Origin of the sequence: Qipengyuania seohaensis (assembly GCF_002795865.1) — a bacterium.
GTDB classification, from domain to species: Bacteria; Pseudomonadota; Alphaproteobacteria; order Sphingomonadales; family Sphingomonadaceae; genus Qipengyuania; species Qipengyuania seohaensis.
The window spans coordinates 166,012-184,133 of sequence record NZ_CP024920.1 but is presented as its reverse complement, the minus strand read 5'-3'; the positions used below and the strand labels follow the sequence as shown (position 1 = coordinate 184,133).

At 62.4% G+C, this 18,122-nt stretch carries 18 protein-coding genes; 7 read left to right on the top strand and 11 right to left on the bottom strand.

Annotated features, from left to right (window positions below):
- Positions 1 to 575 precede the first annotated feature (575 nt).
- Positions 576 to 1,790 carry an argininosuccinate synthase gene (locus tag CVE41_RS00875; RefSeq protein ID WP_100258989.1) on the bottom strand — a complete coding sequence of 405 codons (1,215 nt, stop codon included), beginning with the start codon at positions 1,788 to 1,790 and terminating at the stop codon, positions 576 to 578.
- A 167-nt stretch (positions 1,791 to 1,957) separates the two neighbouring features.
- Between CVE41_RS00875 and CVE41_RS00870 the strand changes: the two genes are divergently transcribed.
- Positions 1,958 to 2,395 (top strand): DUF1801 domain-containing protein, encoded by a 438-nt coding sequence (locus CVE41_RS00870; protein WP_100258988.1) that lies wholly within the window; start codon positions 1,958 to 1,960, stop codon positions 2,393 to 2,395.
- Here the strand turns inward: CVE41_RS00870 and CVE41_RS00865 are convergent, their stop codons facing one another.
- The 7 genes from CVE41_RS00865 to rlmN all read right to left on the bottom strand — a co-directional run bounded on the left by CVE41_RS00865 (position 2,396) and on the right by rlmN (position 7,883).
- Positions 2,396 to 3,136, bottom strand: coding sequence for a molybdopterin-binding protein (locus CVE41_RS00865; protein ID WP_100258987.1), 741 nt, complete (start codon positions 3,134 to 3,136; stop codon positions 2,396 to 2,398).
- Positions 3,126 to 3,797 (bottom strand): cytochrome b/b6 domain-containing protein, encoded by a 672-nt coding sequence (locus CVE41_RS00860; protein WP_100258986.1) that lies wholly within the window; start codon positions 3,795 to 3,797, stop codon positions 3,126 to 3,128. Before CVE41_RS00860 ends, CVE41_RS00865 begins: the two co-directional genes overlap by 11 nt.
- Positions 3,794 to 4,561, bottom strand: coding sequence for an SDR family oxidoreductase (locus CVE41_RS00855; protein ID WP_100258985.1), 768 nt, complete (start codon positions 4,559 to 4,561; stop codon positions 3,794 to 3,796). The genes CVE41_RS00860 and CVE41_RS00855 overlap by 4 nt, the downstream gene beginning before the upstream one ends.
- A 143-nt stretch (positions 4,562 to 4,704) precedes the next feature.
- A complete protein-coding gene (locus CVE41_RS00850) occupies positions 4,705 to 5,088 on the bottom strand; it encodes a glycine zipper 2TM domain-containing protein (protein WP_100258984.1) in 384 nt (127 codons plus the stop codon).
- 120 nt (positions 5,089 to 5,208) lie between these two features.
- On the bottom strand, positions 5,209 to 5,856 hold the full coding sequence (locus tag CVE41_RS00845) for an MOSC domain-containing protein (protein WP_100258983.1): 648 nt from the start codon (positions 5,854 to 5,856) through the stop codon (positions 5,209 to 5,211).
- A gap of 168 nt (positions 5,857 to 6,024) precedes the next feature.
- Positions 6,025 to 6,636: a class I SAM-dependent methyltransferase gene (locus tag CVE41_RS00840; RefSeq protein WP_100258982.1), complete on the bottom strand. Its 612-nt coding sequence runs from the start codon at positions 6,634 to 6,636 to the stop codon at positions 6,025 to 6,027.
- Positions 6,633 to 7,883 (bottom strand): 23S rRNA (adenine(2503)-C(2))-methyltransferase RlmN, encoded by a 1,251-nt coding sequence (gene rlmN / locus CVE41_RS00835; RefSeq protein ID WP_100258981.1) that lies wholly within the window; start codon positions 7,881 to 7,883, stop codon positions 6,633 to 6,635. Before rlmN ends, CVE41_RS00840 begins: the two co-directional genes overlap by 4 nt.
- Positions 7,884 to 8,164: 281 nt before the next feature.
- On the opposite strand from rlmN, the gene CVE41_RS00830 reads away from it, so the two are divergent.
- Positions 8,165 to 8,827: an outer membrane protein gene (locus CVE41_RS00830; RefSeq protein WP_100258980.1), complete on the top strand. Its 663-nt coding sequence runs from the start codon at positions 8,165 to 8,167 to the stop codon at positions 8,825 to 8,827.
- Between the two features lie 73 nt (positions 8,828 to 8,900).
- On the opposite strand, the gene CVE41_RS00825 is transcribed toward CVE41_RS00830, so the two are convergent.
- The 3 genes from CVE41_RS00825 to CVE41_RS00815 are packed head-to-tail and all read right to left on the bottom strand — an operon-like array spanning position 8,901 to position 11,825.
- Positions 8,901 to 9,389, bottom strand: coding sequence for an invasion associated locus B family protein (locus CVE41_RS00825; RefSeq protein ID WP_100258979.1), 489 nt, complete (start codon positions 9,387 to 9,389; stop codon positions 8,901 to 8,903).
- On the bottom strand, positions 9,382 to 9,861 hold the full coding sequence (locus CVE41_RS00820; RefSeq protein ID WP_100258978.1) for a GreA/GreB family elongation factor: 480 nt from the start codon (positions 9,859 to 9,861) through the stop codon (positions 9,382 to 9,384). Before CVE41_RS00820 ends, CVE41_RS00825 begins: the two co-directional genes overlap by 8 nt.
- Before the next feature lie 23 nt (positions 9,862 to 9,884).
- On the bottom strand, positions 9,885 to 11,825 hold the full coding sequence (locus CVE41_RS00815; protein WP_232725733.1) for a lytic transglycosylase domain-containing protein: 1,941 nt from the start codon (positions 11,823 to 11,825) through the stop codon (positions 9,885 to 9,887).
- 105 nt (positions 11,826 to 11,930) lie between these two features.
- On the opposite strand from CVE41_RS00815, the gene dapA reads away from it, so the two are divergent.
- The 5 genes from dapA (at position 11,931) to CVE41_RS00790 (ending at position 18,117) form a co-directional block, all read left to right on the top strand.
- Positions 11,931 to 12,812: a 4-hydroxy-tetrahydrodipicolinate synthase gene (gene dapA / locus CVE41_RS00810; RefSeq protein WP_100258976.1), complete on the top strand. Its 882-nt coding sequence runs from the start codon at positions 11,931 to 11,933 to the stop codon at positions 12,810 to 12,812.
- A gap of 72 nt (positions 12,813 to 12,884) precedes the next feature.
- Complete coding sequence (gene smpB, locus CVE41_RS00805; protein ID WP_100258975.1) at positions 12,885 to 13,367, top strand: SsrA-binding protein SmpB; 483 nt, start codon at positions 12,885 to 12,887, stop codon at positions 13,365 to 13,367.
- 175 nt (positions 13,368 to 13,542) lie between these two features.
- Positions 13,543 to 14,076 (top strand): DUF2062 domain-containing protein, encoded by a 534-nt coding sequence (locus tag CVE41_RS00800; RefSeq protein WP_408633975.1) that lies wholly within the window; start codon positions 13,543 to 13,545, stop codon positions 14,074 to 14,076.
- Complete coding sequence (locus tag CVE41_RS00795; protein WP_100258974.1) at positions 14,073 to 16,556, top strand: hybrid sensor histidine kinase/response regulator; 2,484 nt, start codon at positions 14,073 to 14,075, stop codon at positions 16,554 to 16,556. The genes CVE41_RS00800 and CVE41_RS00795 overlap by 4 nt, the downstream gene beginning before the upstream one ends.
- Before the next feature lie 37 nt (positions 16,557 to 16,593).
- The gene (locus tag CVE41_RS00790; protein WP_100258973.1) at positions 16,594 to 18,117 is read left to right on the top strand and encodes a DUF4139 domain-containing protein; all 1,524 of its coding nucleotides are present in this window, start codon (positions 16,594 to 16,596) and stop codon (positions 18,115 to 18,117) included.
- Positions 18,118 to 18,122: the final 5 nt, after the last annotated feature.

Below are 18,122 nucleotides of genomic sequence, written 5' to 3'. Positions count from 1 at the left end.
GGCGCTCGCACCGGCATCCGGCTCCACCCTCCAATCAGCCCGGTCCAGTCGCGTCGCGGCCGAAGCCGTTCGCTTACTTTCCCCAGCCGACCTTCAACAGGCAGCTCCGCAGCCCGACCTTCCGCTGGTGGCCAGAGCCTCAAACGGTTGCATCGCCATCCGGTCCGAAGACCTTGTCGCGACGCCTCCTTCGGCATCTGACCGGGTTGGCCCGGCTCGTAATGGAACGTTACGCGTCTTCGTCATCGACCCGCCTTGCGTCCGGCGTGAGCCTTCGGCACGAGGGTCTCTTAAGTCGCGCGGACAGGTTCCGCTACGTCTTTCCGGTTCCGAATTTCCTAAGTCTTTCAGATCGTTAGATCGTCCAGACCGGAAGCTTTCTTCGCCGTTCCGATGAGTTAAAGCTGCTCCTGATTGCGTGATTCTTCAAGCGCACAAGAGGCGAGTTATCCACTTTCCACACAATTCGCTGTGGAGGGAGGTGGATAAGTCAACCGTTCGTCGCAAAGATTCGAACCCTACCGCCGCTATGCGCGCAATTTTACGCGCCTACGAGCAAGCTGGCCGATAATTCTCTACCGGTCACGCTTGGCCAGCAGGCGAAGTCGCAAGGCGTTCAACTTGATGAAGCCCTCGGCATCCTTCTGGTCGTAGGCGCCTGCGTCATCTTCGAAGGTGACATGGGCTTCGGAATAGAGCGACTGATCGGACTTCCGGCCGACGACCATTGCGTTGCCCTTGTACAGCTTCAGCCTGACGGTTCCGCCGACCTTCTCTTGGCTGAGATCGATGGCCGCCTGCAGCATCTCGCGCTCGGGGCTGAACCAAAGTCCATTGTACACCAGTTCTGCATAGCGCGGCATCAGCTCGTCCTTGAGATGAGCCGCGCCGCGATCGAGCGTGATCTGTTCGATACCGCGATGCGCCCGGGCGTAAATTTCACCGCCCGGGGTTTCATACATCCCGCGGCTCTTCATTCCGACGAAACGGTTTTCGACCAGGTCGAGACGCCCGATGCCGTGCTTGCGGCCCAGCTCGTTGAGGGCGGTGAGCAGGGTGGCCGGGCTCATTGCCTCGCCATTCAGCGAAACACCGTCGCCCTTCTCGAAGCCGATCTCGATGTATTCAGGCGTGTCCGGCGCGTCTTCCGGATGATCCGTGCGCGAATAGACGTAATCGGGTGTCTCTTCCCACGGATCCTCGAGCACCTTGCCCTCGCTGGAGGTGTGCAGGAGGTTCGCGTCGGTCGAGAAGGGGCTTTCGCCGCGCTTGTCCTTCGGAACCGCGATCTGGTGCTTTTCGGCCCATGCGATGAGCGCGGTGCGGCTCGTGAGGTCCCATTCGCGCCAGGGGGCAATAACCTTGATATCCGGATCAAGCGCATAGGCGGACAATTCGAAGCGCACCTGGTCGTTGCCCTTGCCGGTCGCTCCGTGCGCGATCGCATCTGCGCCGGTTTCGTGAGCGATTTCCACGAGGCGCTTGGAAATGAGCGGCCGGGCGATCGAGGTTCCGAGAAGATAATCCCCCTCGTACCGCGCGTTGGCCCGCATCATCGGGAAGACGAAATCGCGCACGAATTCCTCGCGAAGATCCTCGATGAAGATGTGCTTGTCGGGGATGCCCATTGCCCGCGCTTTCTCGCGCGCAGGCTCGATCTCCTCGCCCTGACCGAGGTCGGCCGTGAACGTGACCACTTCCAGTCCGCGGTCGACTTCAAGCCATTTGGCGATGACGGAGGTATCGAGGCCACCTGAATAGGCGAGGACGACGCGTTTGATCTCGGACATGGAATGCACCTTGGTTAGCTTGGCCGCGCGGCTAGCAGGAGCGTGATGCGGTAGGCAATCAAGAAGCGCTAGGCCGGTGGAAAGCGGCAGGTTTCTGGAAGTAGATCGCAGTCTGCAAGATTGGCGGATGCGTTGGTCGAAATCGCGAGCAATGCTATGGACTCCACATGGCAGAGGCAAAGACGCAGCTTACCGACCGCGATCCAGCCGACTTCATTGCTTCGGTGGAGCCGCAACGGAAACGAGAGGAAGCCGAGCGACTGGATGCCTTGTTTCGCAAGGTCACTGGCAAGGCTCCGCAAATGTGGGGGCCTTCCATCATCGGGTACGGAGAATACCGGACGACCTATGACAGCGGGCGCGAGGTTCACTGGATGCGAAGCGGATTCAGCCCGCGCAAGGCCAAGCATTCGCTCTACCTCATGGGCGGATACTGCGACCCCCAAGCCGGGAAGCGGCGAGACGAGCTTCTTGCAAGGCTCGGCAAGTACGCGACCGGGAAAAGCTGCCTCTACATCAACAAGCTAGCCGACGTAGATATGGACGTGCTCGAGCAACTGGTTCGCAACGACTGGGACGGTATGGCGCGCAAATACCCTGACTGATCAGATACCTGCGTACCATTGGTAACCGGCCCGGTCTTCCCAGTAGCCACCTTTTCCGCCCGCAATATCGTCTAGACTGGCCACAGCTTCGATAGCCGTGAGATACTTGGCGTGTTTGTAGCCAAGCTGGCGTTCGATGCGCATGCGCAGAGGAGCACCGTTGCGGATGGGAAGCGGTTTGCCGTTCAGCTCGTGCGCGATAATTGTCTGCGGGTGGTAAGCGTCGATCAGGTCGACGCTCTCGTAATAATCCTGCCCGTTGAGATTGTCTGCGCAGCGAAAGACGATGAATTTGGCCTCGGGCTTCAGCTTGGCCGCGTCGAGAAGCAGGGACAGCTGCGGCCCGGTCCATTCGCCGATAGCGCTCCAGCCCTCGACGCAGTCGTGGCGTGTTACCTGCGTGCGCTGAGGCAGCTTGCGAATATTCTCGAGACTGAGGGAAAGCGGGTGCTTGACCAAGCCGCCGACTTGCAGCCGCCAGTCTGCGAAGCCTGCTGCAGCCTGCGCAGGATAGTCGCCGTTTTGCGGATCGACCGAACCGTTGCCCCGGAAAAAGGGAGAGATGGCACTGCGCGGGAATTCGGGGGCGAGAGCGTTCCTGTCGGTCAGGAACTCGTGCGCGCCCTTGTGCCATTTCTCCGCCGCACCGAGCAGTTTGGAGCCCGCATCGCTATCGGCGAACTTGTTGCACCCGGCAACGAAACCTGCGCCGAGCACTGCAAGGAATCCTCTACGCTTCATCGACACGGCCTCCCGCAATCATGTCCCTAATCTGGCGGTAAGGACCCGCCAGGATGACGAGGGCGAGGTGCACCACGAAGAAACCGAAAATGACAAAGGCGAAGATGAAATGCAGGCTGCGGGCCGACTGTCGGCCGCCCATCAGGTCGACCATCCATCCCAGTACGGGTTCGAGCCCGGGGCTGATTGCCATGCCGGTGAAGATCATCATCGGCAGGAAAACGCCCAGCACCAAGCCGTATGCCAGCTTCTGGAGGAAATTGTACTTGCCGTCCCCGTGGTCGAAGTCGAGCTTCAGGTGCTGGATCACATCCTGCTTGATGTTCGACCAGCGCCATTCGCGTTTGCTCGTGGCGATGTCGCGCTTGAAATGCCGGTTCAGGAGCATGGCAGCCCACATCAGAAGCAGTCCTACGGCAAAGGGCCACGCCACTAGGATATGCCAATCGCGCGCCACCGCCAGGCTGTAATAGCCGGGGATCGTCATCCAGTCCGGAAAGCGGGGGACTTCCAGCCAGGCCTGCTGGCGGGAAAATCCCCAATCGCCCCAATAGAGGAGGCGGTGGGCGTTGGAGATCGTCAGGCCCGACATGAACAGGACGACCACGCAGAACAGGTTCAGCCAATGCCATAACCGCGTGCTGAGAGCGTGCCGTTTCAAGCGCCGACCTCCTCGTTTCGCGCGAGGTAGATGACATCCCTGTCCTGCTGCAGCAGGTGCTGGCCGCTGTCGATGAAGAGCGTCTGGCCGCTGGCGAGGTCACCTTGCGCGAGGAACACCGCGGCATCAGCAATCTCGTCAGCCCCGGTACGACGTTGGAGCAGGTTCATCCGGTGCGAGCGCTCAGCCTCCTCTTCCGTCTGGTCGTGGCTCGGCAGGATCGCTCCGGGAGCAAGGCCGTACACCCGGTCGTTATCGCGGGTGGCGCCCATGGAGAGCATTGCGATGGTGGAGTCGAGCGCGTGCTTGCTCATCGTGTAGCTGAAGAAGTCGGGATTGGGGTTCCGCAACTTCTGGTCGGTGACCTGGATGACGCAGCGCCCATCTTCGGACTTTGCGCCCTTCAGGAAGGTCTGTGCCATGCGGGCGGGGGAGCGGGCGTTGATCTGCATCGCCCTCTGGTTCGTGTCGGGATCGAGACCGGTTACATCGTCTGGCGAGAAAGCGGAGGCGGAGTTGACCAGCACCCGCCAATCATCGTGGCGCTCGGCAAGCTGTTCGATCATCGCGACCGCGGCATCGCCGTCGCGCAGGTCGCAGCAGAACGTCTCCGCGCTCGGCAGGCTGTCGGCCAGTTCCTGCGCGGCCCCGTCGGAGCTGTGGTAGTGGATGATTGCGTGCCAGCCCTTCGCAGCGAAGGCCTTCACGATCGCAGCCCCGAGCCGCTTTGCGCCACCGGTCACAAGGACGGCGGGCCGGGTCATCGGAAAAGCTCGTCGGATCGATCCATAGTGCCGGTCTGGACCAGCAATGCCTGTGCGATCAAGCGCTTTAGGCCGATGAGGTGCGGACAAGCAAAACGCCGCAGGCCCATCGGCCTGCGGCGCTTGCTGTTATCTCACGCCGATCAGCGGCAGCGCAGGCTGCCCCGGTCGATCTCGCGTCCGACAATTGCGCCTACTGCGCCGCCGAGGATCGCGCCCAGTGTGCGATCGCCGCGACCCGCGAGTTCGTGGCCCGCAAGTGCACCGACACCGGCGCCGATGACGAGACCGGTCGTGCCGTTGTCTCGCTTGCAGTAATAGCGTCCGTCGCGGCCACGCCACATGTAGCTGTCGCGCGTGATGCGGCGCGGAGTGACGTAATAGCCCTGGTTGTTGTACATCCGCTCCTTGGCGCGCTTGCCGTGGGCCGGAGCCCAGCTGGGCGGATCGGCGGCTGCCGGAGCGGCGGTTCCGAGGCCGGTCACGGCCATCGTGCCGGCGGCGAATGCGAGTGCGATCTTCTTCATTGTGCGTCCCCTAGTGAGAGTGATTGGTCGCTAGTTTGCGGCGGGGATTACAACCGCGGATGAACAAACGCCTTTAACCTGAAATTAGCGATAAACCGACCGGCGGCCTGCGACGAAATGCTATGATTGCAGCTTGTTGCGTGCCTTGCCGCGCCATTTTAGGGTAAGGCGTTCGAGCGCCGCAATAGCCTGAAGCTCGTCCCGATTCGGCGTTGCGGCCAGATCGTAGAGTGCTGCGAAAACGCGGGCCACGCTCCATGCATCATGGCCTTCTTCGATCTTGTGCAATTCGTCGCCTGCTTCTGCTTCGCCTTCCTCGACGACGCGGTAGTACCAGCCACAATTGTGATTGCTAAGGATGCGCGCGACCATGCCTCTCCGGCCAAAGCGATGCTCTATCTTCCAGCATGGCTGGCGCGGTTGGCTGACTTCCAGCAAGGCAGTCCCGAGGCGGAAGCGATCGCCGATCAGGACCTCGTCCTCTGTCAGGCCAGCAGCCATCAGGTTTTCGCCGAAAGGGGCAGGGCCTGTCAGGAGGCAATGTCCACCCAGTTCCTCGTTCCAGGCGTGATAATGGTCGGTCGGATACTGGTGCACCGCCATGTCGATCCCGCCGTGGTGCTTCGTATCGGCGACCATGTCCCCTTCGATGCCGAAACTGCGAAAGGTCGCCTTTCCTTCCAGCGGGCGTTTGTCGATGGCGCTGAGTTCCGCACCGTTGAAGGGCTTGGGCAGTCCGATACAGATCGCATCCACGCGCACGCTCATATCCGGCCCCGAAATCCTACAGAGTGGAACGGATGGAACACGGTCCTGGGGAGGAAATTCTCGGCACCTTCCAAGCGGCGCATTCCTGTCGTTTCTCGAGGCTTTGGCACGGTCATCTGCCCCTTCCAGCACATGCCGCCAAAGTAGGAAAGGCTTCAGCCGCTGCGGTCAATCGTCAGCGCGCCGGACCGTCAGGGCATACCAGTCGCGCTGCACGCCGTCGGCTCCTTCGCCGCGATAGCGCACGGCATCGAGGATCGCGAAACCCGCTTCACGGTAACGCTCCTCCAGCCATTCGGGCGAGGGGAGGTTGGTCCAGCGACCCAGCGGATCGCGGCCTTCGTCCGGATGCGCCTCGTCGCCCAGCTTGTAATTGGCGAAGTGCAGGCCGCCGGGACGCAAGGCTTCGTGGATGGATCGCAGGACGGGCAATAGATCGGCGCGGGGCAGGTGGAGCAGGCAGGCGTGCGCCCAGACCGCGTCATAAGCCGACAGCGCGTCGAGGTCGGAAAACAGCAGCTTGCGTGCGGGCAGGCCGAACCGCTCGCGCGCCTTGCGGGCCATGGCCTCGGTCCCGTCGGTCGGATCGACAGCGAAGCCGCGTTCGACCATGCGCGCGGAATCCCGGCCACTTCCACAGCCGAGTTCGAGGATTTCGGCCCCCAGCTCAAGCCTGTCGAGAAAAGTATCGAGAAAGCGGCTCGGCCCTTGGCCGAATGACAGGGTGTAGCGCGGTGCGTTCGCCTCGTAATAGGCGATCGTGTCCGCGTCCGCGCTCACTCCTGCGCAGCCCCTGCTTCTGCCTCTGCCGCTTCGCGATCGCGCTGGGCACGGCTCTTCTTTTCGGCTGAGGTTTTCAGCTGGCCGCAGGCTGCGTCGATGTCGCGGCCGCGCGGGGTCCGGACGGGCGCGGAAATGCCATTCTCGAAAACGATGTTCGAAAATGCGCGCACACGCTCGGGAGTGGAGCATTCATAGGGCGCGCCGGGCCACGGATTGAACGGGATCAGGTTCACTTTGGCGGGAAGGTCGTATTCCTTGATCAGGCGCACCAGTTCGCGCGCATCGTCGTCGGAATCGTTCTTGTCCTTCAGCATCACGTATTCGAATGTGATGCGCCGGGCATTGCTCGCGCCCGGATAGGCGGCACAGGCAGCGAGCAGTTCCTCGATACCGTATTTCTTGTTGATCGGTACGATCTCGTCGCGGACTTCCTTGGTCACCGCGTGAAGCGACACGGCAAGGTTCACGCCGATCTCTTCGCCGCAGCGTTCCATCGCCGGGACCACGCCGCTGGTCGACAGGGTGATGCGGCGCTTGGAAAGTGCCAGGCCTTCGCCGTCCATCACGAGCTTGAGCGCATCGCGCACGTTCTCGAAGTTATACAGCGGTTCACCCATGCCCATCATGACGATGTTCGTCAGCAGGCGTCCGTCGGAGCGGTATTCGGTTTCGTCCGCTTCTTCGGCAAAATCCATCTTGCCCTTGGGCCATTCGCCCAGCGCATCGCGGGCCAGCATGACCTGTCCCACGATTTCGCCCGGCGTCAGGTTGCGCACGAGCCGCATGGTGCCGGTGTGGCAGAAGCGGCAGTTGAGAGTGCAGCCGACCTGGCTCGATACGCACAGCGTGCCGCGATCGGCGTCCGGGATGAAGACCATTTCGAACTCGTGCCCGTCGGCGGTCTTCAGCAGCCATTTGCGGGTGCCGTCGTTAGAATGCTGGGCTTCCACGATTTCCGGCCGCCCGATGACGAAGCGTTCGGTCAGCCAGGGGCGCATCGTCTTGGCGATGTCTGTCATCGCCTCGAATTCGGTGACGCCGCGATGGTAGAGCCAGTGGAACACCTGCTTCGAGCGCAGCTTGGCCTGCTTCGGTTCGAGCCCTGCGGTTTCGAACAATTCGCGGATACGCGCCTTGGGCAAGCCCATCAGGTCCACACGCCCGTCGGGACGCGGCGTGATGTCACGCGCGACAGGAACCGGGTCGATCTGCCCGGGGATGCTCATCAAAGTCGTATCTGCCATGGGAGCGGCGCATATAGGCGGATGAGGGGTGAAAGGGAAGGGGCGTGCTCAATGCAGGATCGTGCATTGGGTTTCCACAAATTCACCGTCGTAACTCTCCGTTCGTCGAAATTATTCGGGGATGCAGTTGGTCGACGCGGTGATGCATTTCGTCGCTAATAATGTTGCGTGAATGCAACACATTCTTGTTGTGCGACGTTAATGAAACTCCAGCGGGAAACCGCCGTTGAATGGGTCCACGCGCCGCACATGGCGCGTCGAAAACAACAATGGAGTATACTATGAAAAAGGTCGCAACACTTCTGGTCGCCGGTTCGGCAATCGCCATGGCAGCCCCCGCCGCGGCACAGGACAATTCGCCCTTCACCGGCCCGCGTGTCGAAGTCGTCGGCGGTTACGACGTCAGCAAGGCTGGCAGCTCGATCGATGACGATGTGAACGAAGACAACGACCAGTCGATCGAAGGTGTCGTGTACGGCGTCGGCCTCGGTTACGACTTCAATGCCGGCGGCGTGGTCCTCGGCCTTGAAGGTGAACTGACCGACTCCACCGCAGACGTCGAATTCGATGACGGCGATTTCGAAGGCTTCGGGCTCGGCGATGTGAACGCTGGCCGTGACATCTATGTCGGCGCACGCGTCGGTGTGCTCGCGCAGCCGGACCTGCTGGTCTACGCCAAGGGCGGCTACACGAACGCTCGTTACAACATCAACAACTCGTTCGACGGTGACGAATTCAATGCCAAGCTCGACACCGACGGCTATCGTCTGGGTGCCGGCGTGGAATACGCGCTTGATGCGAACACCTTCGCCAAGGTCGAGTATCGCTATTCGAACTACAGCGATGCGGAACTCGATTTCGAGGGCGACATCGCTGACGTCGATGTCGGTGAAATCGATACCGACCGTCACCAGGTCATGGTCGGCTTCGGTTACCGTTTCTAATCGAACCTGAGTGAAGTTAAGGGCCGGTGGCAGCGATGCCATCGGCCCTTTCTTTATCTGAAGCGGCGGCTCTTTATCTGAAGCGGCGGCAGCCCAGGGTGGCGGCGTCTATTGCCGTGGCGGCTCCTGAGAGCTCGTAATTGTCGGTGAAGCGGCGGCCATTGGCACCGATCGCCGTGACCCGCATGGCCGGTGCAGACCGCATGGCGGCGATGATCGCGGCGTCCATGGTCTTGTCGCGCGCCCAAGCGTTTTTCCCGTCTACGGTCAGGGAAAAGCTCTGGCGTCCGATCCGCATGGTGGCCTGTTTGGCGCGCAGGGGTTGAGACAGGCGCAGGTGGACCTGTCCGCGAATGCTGCGCTTCGGCCAGTGTCCTACGGTCGCGTAGCCGCTCGATGCGGTGCCGTCGCGCGCAGGTTCGGCTGCGGCAATGGCATAGCAGCGCGGAACATTGGCGTCGCGAAAGGCGGCCCAGCCGGAGAACACGCCGAGGCTATCCTTGGCCGCAAGCGGAGCGGCTGTAGCGATCATCACGGCAAGGGCGGCGGCGATCCTAGTCATAGTCGATCGCTATCACTTCCCATTCCTTGACGCCGGAAGGAAGCCTGACCGTGCGCAAATCCCCCACGCTCGAGCCCCTCAGAGCGCGGGCGAGGGGGCTCGACCAGCCGATGCGCCCTTTACCTGCGTCCTGTTCGTCATCGCCGACGAGAGCGACGATCTTCTCGTTGTCGTCTTCGTCGGCCATCGTGACGCGCGCGCCGAAAAAAGCCTTGCTCTTGTCGGGCTGGTCGGTCGGAGAAATGACCTGTGCGGCCTTCATGCGCCGGGCGAGGTGGGCGAGTTCGCGGTCGATCTCGCGCATCTTCTTGCGACCATACAGGTAATCGCCGTTCTCGCTCCGGTCGCCATTGCCCGCAGCCCAGCTCACGATCTCGACGATCTCCGGGCGTTCCTTGCCCAGGAGATGGTCGTACCGCGCCTTCATGGCGGCATAGCCGGCTGGGGTAATCGGGTTGCTGCGGTTCTGCATCAGGCGGCGAGCCCTAGCGCAGATCAGCGCCCGACGTAATGGCGGATATCGCGCTCGTAAGAGGCGGACTTGTCTGGGTGGAGATTGGCATAGGTCACCGCGTTCCCGATCACGCGCATCACGTAGTAACGCGTCTCGAAATTGGCGGGGATCTGCTCGATCCAGGATACCCAGTCGACCGCACCCGTACGCGGATCGCCATTGAGGCGCAGCCACTGGTTCACCCGGCCCGGACCTGCATTATAGGCCGCAATAGCCAGCGGATAAGCGCCATTATAGCGATCCATCAGGCGCGCGAAATGCGCGTCGCCAAGGCGGATGTTGTAGCCGGGATCGCCCGTCAGGCTGGCCGACATGTACTGCACGCCGATCTTGCCGGCTTCCTCGCGCGCAGTCCCGGGCATAAGCTGCATCATGCCGCGCGCACCGGCGTGGCTGACGCGGGTGCGGTCGAATTCGCTTTCCTGGCGCGCGATGGCGTGGACCATGGTCCAGTTCGCGCCCGAATGCGTCGGCACGGTCGGGAAGCCCAGCCATTCGAAGTCCGCGAAGTCGCGCTCTCCAGCGACCATTCCGGCGACGACGGCCATTTCCTCGAGCCCGGTCTCACGTGCGAGTTCGGCGACGAGAGCCATTTCGGCAGGCGTTTCGGCATTCTCGGCGATAGCCTCGAAGAAAGCACGCTCGGTCTGCCATGCACGGCGGTTGCGCGCCATTTCGCGCAAGGCTTGCGTCAGCGGTCGGGAATTGAATTCGGCACGCTGTTCGGCGGTGGGCTGGACGGGCGCGGCCTTGGCGAAATTCTTCACCGGAAGACCGAGTTCGCTGAGCGCCAGCTGGCCATAGTAATATTCGGGGTGGCTCGAAGCCATTTCCCAGTAACGGCGCGCTTCCTCGCGGTCGCCGGCCTTCGCTGCGGCACGACCCGCCCAGTAAAAGCCCTTTGCGCGCGTGAGCTGCGTCTTGGCAGCAGCGCCATATCGGTAGAACAACGGGGCAGCCTTGGCCCCGTCACCCATGGACCAGAGCGCCTTCGTACCGCCGAGCCACATCAGGTCGGTGTACTTGTCGCGCAGCTGGAAGGAGCCTTCGGAGATGTCGGTGCCCGGCGCGAAGAGGTCATCGACCTTGCTTGCGATAGCGACGGCCTGCGAGGTTCCCGCGCCCTGGGCGGCACGAAGCGCCTCGGTGACGAAATCGGCCCCGTCGAACGCCGGGCTGGACGCCGGAGCGCGCGTGGCCAGCAGGTTGATCGCCTGCGGCAGGCGACCGTTGCTGCGGTAATAGCGAGCGAGATTATAGACATAACCGCTGTCGTTCATCGCGCCTGAAGGCACGGTGAGGCCGATGCTGGCGGGTTCGGTTCCCTGGAGCAGCGCCAGGCGAGCCTGTGCCATGTCGCGATAAGCGGGCGAGACGCGCACGATCTGGCGTGCTGCGGCTTCCTGTTGTCCCTGCCACAGGAGCGCGTCCATCCGCGCATCGTGATCTTCGGGCGACAGGCGCTGGCCGAACAGGCCCTGCATATAGGCTTCTGCCGGTCCGCTCATCGAACCGCCGCGCCATGCTTCGCGCGCAAGGTCGAACGCCTCGGGCCGGTTCATCGCCGCCAGCGCCAATGCATAGCGCGCTTTCGCGCCGTTGGAGAGGGGAGGGTTCTTCTCGAAAAAGGCGACCAGCGATTGCGGCGAGATCGCCTCGTTATCGAGAGCGGCCTCGGCCCGGCGCTGGATCAGCGCGGCCTTCGGAAATTCGGGATAGGTCGAGAGGAACCCCGCATATTGCGAGAAGGAGAGGTCGTCCTCCTTCGTCAGATATTCCCACTGCGACAGCGCCTGCGTCATGCGGCTGGGTTGCTGTGCCACCATGCTGCGTTCGGGTACGGCGATCGTCTGTGCGATTGCGGGGCTCGCCAGTGCAGTACCGGCGAGAAATGCGAACGAAGCGAAAGTTTTATTGGCCATGCTGGACATAGTGCCCGGCCCCTCCTTATCAGGCGCTGAATGAATTGCGGCATGGGTCGCCACAAAGCGTCCCGTTTTCATACCTCTAACGCAGGACTCGCGTAAATGTTCTCTGGCTCAATTCCCGCTCTTGCGACTCCTTTTCGCGACGGATCGTTCGACGAGGCTGCGTTTCGCAAGCTGGTCGACTGGCAGATAGAGAATGGCAGCAAGGGACTGGTCCCCTGCGGCACGACGGGAGAGGCCTCGACGATCTCCAATGCAGAGCATCACCGGGTCATCGAGGTCTGCATCGAGCAAGCTGCCGGGCGTGTGCCCGTGATCGCCGGTTGCGGGTCAAACGATACCCGCAATGCGCTACTCCACATGCAGTTTGCTAAGAAGGCAGGGGCAGCGGCTGGCCTGTGCGTTGCGCCCTATTACAACCGGCCGAGCCAGGCAGGCCTGATCGCCCATTTCAGCTTCCTCGCAGAGAACAGCGACCTTCCGATCGTGCTCTACAACGTGCCCGGTCGAACGGTGACGGATATCGAGGATGATACGGTCTGCGAACTGGTGAACAAGTATCCCGACCGCATCGTCGCGATCAAGGATGCAAGCGGCGACCTGTCGCGCGTGGCCGATCACCGCATGGGTATCGGCCGTGATTTCTGCCAGCTTTCCGGAAACGACGAATTGTGGCTTCCGCATAGCGCCGCTGGCGGGTCGGGCTGCATTTCGGTGACCGCCAACGTCGCGCCCGCGCTTTGCGCAGAATTCCATGACGCTATTGCCGCTGCCGACCTGATCAAGGCGCGCGAGATCAACGACCGCCTTTTCCCGTTGCACTACGCGATGTTCTCCGATGCCAGCCCGGCGCCGGTGAAATACGCGCTCAGCCGCGTGCACGACTGGTTTTCCGACGATGTGCGCCTGCCGATCTGCAAGGCCAGCGACGCGAGCCGCAAGGCGGTAGACGAAGCGCTGGAGCACGCCGGGCTGATCTGATTTCACAGGCACGGGCAAAGGCAGAGCTTACCCTTCACCTTTCGGTCCCAAGCGCCTACATGCACCGCCGATATGGCACGACCCAAACCAGCTACCTTCGACAAGCAGAAAACCGTCGCCGACAACCGGCGTGTGCGGTTCGACTATCATGTCGAGGAAACCTTCGAGGCCGGCCTTGCCCTGCAGGGGACCGAAGTAAAGGCCCTGCGCGCAGGTGAGGCCAGCATCAAGGAAAGCTATGCCGAGGTGCGCGACGGGCAGGTGTTGCTGATCAACGCGAATATCCCGGAATATTCGCACGGCAACCGGCTCAACCACGAACCGCGCCGCCCGCGCAAGCTCCTGCTGCACGAACGCGAGATCGAGAAACTGTTCGGCGCGGTGGAACGCAAGGGCATGACCCTTGTCCCGCTGTCGATCTATTTCAATTCTACAGGCCGCGCGAAAGTCGAGCTGGCGCTGGCCAAGGGCAAGCAGGCCCACGACAAGCGCCAGACGATCAAGGACCGCGACTGGAAGCGCGACAAGGCTCGCCTGATGCGCGAAAAGGGATGAAGCTTCACGCGACGGAAACGTCAGCCGTGCTAGGTATGTCTCCCATCATGGCCTCTTCACCGCATAAAACTGGAATCACCGGCTTGTGCAGCGCACGGGCCAACGCCATGTCGGGATCATGGCGATGAGCGGTAACAGGTCGAAAACTTGGGCAGCGGACCTGATCCGCAAACATATGCCCACGCGTGAGGAGATGGCGCGCAACAAGTACCTCAAGCCCATCGCGCACCGATTCCTGACGCCCGAACTCTGGCGCTTTACCCGCCGCAGCGTACCGCGTGGTGTGGCGCTGGGACTGTTCGCGGCCTTCATCGTACCGCTAGGCCAGATTTTTCTCGCAGCATTCCTCGCGCTTCCGGCAAGGGCGAACGTGCCCCTTTCGGCGCTCGTTACCTTCGTGACCAACCCGTTCACCCTGCCGTTCTGGCTGATCGTTGCGAACCGGACGGGCGAGACCATGCTGAACATCGACGCCAGCCTCGGCGGCAGTGCAGGCACGCTGGCCGAGGACGGCGGCGCACTGGCGCGCTGGCTCGAAGTGGGCGGCGTGACCGCGTTCGGCTTTCTCGTGCTGGCCCTGTTCAGTGCAGCGCTCGGCTATCTGATCGCCAGTTTCAGCTGGCGCTTCATCGTCGCCCGCAAGCGCCGCAAGCGGCTGATCCGGATGGAACAGCGGCTTGCCGAGCGCCTCAAGGAACGCGGCCAATGAGCCGGTCCGATCCGGGCGAGGCTCACGCACTCCCGCCCATTCCCCTCCTGCTGGGTATCGTTTTCGCGCTGGTGACCTCGGTCGTTCTGGTGTGGCTGGTGGCGGGTTCGTCGCTTGTGGCGCTGGCTTATGGCGGCGGGTTACTGACTGTCCTTCTGACGCTATTGCTAGCCGCACGCCTCAAGGCTCCCGAAGAAGCGGGGCAGCTGGCCCAACCCGATTGGGCCGTGACTGCTGCAGCGATAGAAAACCGCCGCAGGGCGGTCGCCATCATCGACAGGGCCAACCGGCTAGTGTGCGCCAATGCGACGTATGAGGACTGGTTCGGCGGACAGGTCGCACCGCACGAGATCGCCTTGTCCGAACGGGGCAAGAAGCGGCTGACCGATGCTGCTCGCCAGGCATGGCGCGAAGGCGATGCACAGAGCGAGGAACTCGAGACCCCGTCTGCAGAGCGCAAGTTCAGCCTGCGCATCGAACGGGTAGGGCGCGGCGAGGACTACCTCGTCTGGCGCTTTGGCGAGCGGGTGGAGGAAGACGGCCACGACACGCTTGCAGAGCGGGTCTCCGGACCATTCGGCGCCATCCTGTCCAGCGCAGGTATCGAGCTTGCTCTGGTGGCGCCGGACGGCATCGTCCAGTCGGCAACACCTGGCCTCGCGGAACGTGCAGCCGGAAATTCGCAGGATAGTCTTGCCGGACAGGAATTCGTACAATTGCTGCGATCCGACGATCGCGATCGCATTTTCTTTGCGCAGGAAGGCCAGCAGGGAACGCCGCAGACGCTCGTGCACATTCCGCTCACCCAGCCGCCAGCGGACAAGAAGAAGGCTGCCGACCAGTCGCCTTCGCTGATGCTGCTGGTGGACAGCAATGTCGGCATCGGTGGCGGCTGGCAGGGTAGCGGCAAGGCTGCCGTCCCGCAATTGGAAGCCCTCCTGTCCGCATTGCCGCTTGGCCTTGCGCTGACCGACCGCGACGGGCGCTTCCTTTATGCCAACAAGGCGTTCCTGCGCGCGGTCGAGCGTGAGGAAAAGGGGTTGCCGCAATTCCCCTCCGACCTGGTCGTGCGCGAGGACAAGCCAGCCATTTCCGACACCGTACGCCGCTTCGCGAGAGGCGCGACGTCGAGCGGGGACATGGCCGTCCGTCTTTCGGGCGACAAGGAAGAACCTGTGTCTATCGGCCTTGCCGGTGTGCGCGGCCTCGGCGATGCGGCGGTCCTGCTGTCGATCTCCGACTCCACGGAAGAAAAGCGCCTTCGCCGCCAAGTCGCGCAGGCGACCAAGATGCAGGCCGTGGGCCAGCTGGCAGGCGGTGTCGCACACGATTTCAACAATGTGCTGACCGCGATCATCGGTTATTGCGATCTCATGCTGCTGCGCCACACGCCGGGCGACAGCGATTACGACGATATCCAGCAGATCAAGGCAAACTCCAATCGGGCCGCCAGTCTGACGCGGCAATTGCTCGCCTTCAGCCGCCAGCAGACATTGCGCCCCGTAGTGCTCCAGCTTCCCGATGTGGTCAGCGAAGTCAGCCAGCTTCTGAAGCGCCTTATGGGTGACAAGATCGAATTCGCCGTGCGCCACGACCGCGAGCTTGGGCCGGTGCGCGCCGACCCTCAGCAGCTCGAGCAGGTTATCATCAACCTCGCCGTGAACGCACGCGATGCGATGCAGGCCCATGCCGCCAAATCCGGCAAGGAAAACTGGAAGGGCCGACTGACGCTCGCCACGCGCCGCGTGTCGGCACGCGATGTGCGCAAGATGGGCATCGATATCATGCCTGCCGACGATTACACCGTGCTGATCGTGCAGGACACGGGCGGCGGCATCCCGGGCGAACATCTCAGCAAGATCTTCGAACCGTTCTTTACGACCAAGGAGCAGGGGAAGGGCACCGGTCTTGGCCTGTCCACCGTCTACGGTATCGTGAAGCAATCGAACGGCTTCATCTTTGCGGATAATATCGGCGGTCCCGACGGACGGCCTGCGGGTGCCCGCTTCACGATCTACCTGCCGGTCCACAAAGGTGAAATGCCCGCCGTCCAGCGGCCCGAGGATGCCGAAGAGGCCAAGGCCAGCGAATGGTCCGGCGGTGGCAAGTTGCTGCTGGTAGAGGACGAGGACATGGTCCGGGCTGTGGCGGAGCGTGCCCTGACCCGCGCAGGCTACCAGGTCACTACTGCGCGCGACGGAGAAGAAGGTCTCGCGGCAATCGCCAACGGAAAGACCGAATTCGATCTCATCGTTTCCGACGTGGTCATGCCCGCGATGGACGGTCCGGCAATGGCCCGCGCCATTCGCAAGGTGAAACCGAAAATCCCGATACTTTTCATGTCGGGTTATGCAGAAGAGCAGTTGCGTAACGATATCGACATCGACAACATGCACTTTATTCCCAAGCCGTTCAGCGTACAGCAAATAAACGGCAAGGTATCAGAGGTACTTGGAGAACAAGCCAAGACGGACGCCTAAGTAATCGGGCGCCCCTGGCTGTGGTAAGGGGACTGCGATGAAGGCGTATTCGATTTCGGCACTGGCGGGACTGGCCATTCTCGGCGGTGCGCCGCTGCTGGCCCAGACCGCGGAACAGGCACTGGCGGACCCCGATGCCACGGCGCAGGGCGACGTTTCCGTCACCATCTACAACAACGGACAGGCGCTGGTGCAGGATGTGCGCCAGCTTTCGATCGCTGCCGGACGCAGCCGGATCGAATTTCCCGACGTATCGGCCCGAATAAGGCCCGAAACGCTCAGTTTCGCAGCTGCCGGGGCAGGGATCGTCGAACAGAATTTCGACTTCGACCTGCTGACCCCGACCAAGCTCATGGAAAAGGCCATCGGCCAGACCATCACCCTGATCCGCACCAATCCCGCAACGGGCGCCGAAACGCGCGAACGGGCCACCGTCCTCTCCACGGCTGGCGGCGTGGTGGTGAAAATCGGCGACCGTATCGAGGTGCTGCGCGACGACGGCTTGCCGGTCAGGGCGATCTTCGACCGGGTGCCGACCAATTTACGCGCGCGCCCGACCTTGTCGGTGACCGTGGACAGCACCCGCGCCGGAACGCGGCCCGCTTCGATCCGCTACCTCACGCCGAGCCTAGGCTGGAGCGCCGATTACGTCGCCCTGTTCGATGAAGAAAAGGGCACGGTCGATATGCAGGGCTGGGTGACGTTGACCAACCAGACTGGCACGACGTTCCATAATGCGGACACGCTGCTGGTCGCCGGCTCGCCCGGTTCGAATGGTTACGATCCGCGCCGCCGGCCCGCTCCGCCACCGCCGCCGCGGGGCAATTCGATGGTGCCTGGCACAGAAACTGCGGATCGCGAACGGCTGGGCGATTTCTATCTTTATCCGCTGTCCGAGCGTACGACGATTGCCAACAACCAGACCAAGCAGGTCAGTTTCCTCGATGTGCAGAGCGTTCCAGCGCGCAGGCGTTATCAGCGCACTGTCGACTGGCTGACAAATGACGACCGCTCCATCAACGTCGCCAGCCAGGTCCAGTTCGGCACCAGCCGCGAGCAGGGACTGGGCGATGCCCTGCCTGCCGGGGCGGTGCGCTTCTACCAGCGCGATGCCGAGGGAAATCCGCAGTTTATTGGCGAAAACAGCATCGGCCACACGCCGATGGGCAGCGAACTGACCCTGCGGACCGGCGATGCCTTCGACGTGCTCGTGCTTGCCGAAGTAGTGGATCGTGAAAAGATCACGGCCAGCGAATACGAAAAAAGCGCGCGCTATCGTGTCATCGAGAACGGCGAAGTGACACGCGAAATCGAGGTCGAGGAAGCCAAGACCTTCTGGCGCACGACCATGCGTTACACGATTACCAACGCCAAGCCGACGCCGGTCGAAGTCGAACTTACGCAGGGCGGCCTCTATCGCGGCTGGTGGTCGCGAGATTACCGCGTGATCAGCGAAGACGTCGCCGGGCGTAGCGCGGGCCTCGATCGGCGCGAGTGGACGGTGCCCGTGGCTGCGAACAGTAAGCGCGAAGTCACCGTTACTTTCGAAACGCGCTACTGATCTCC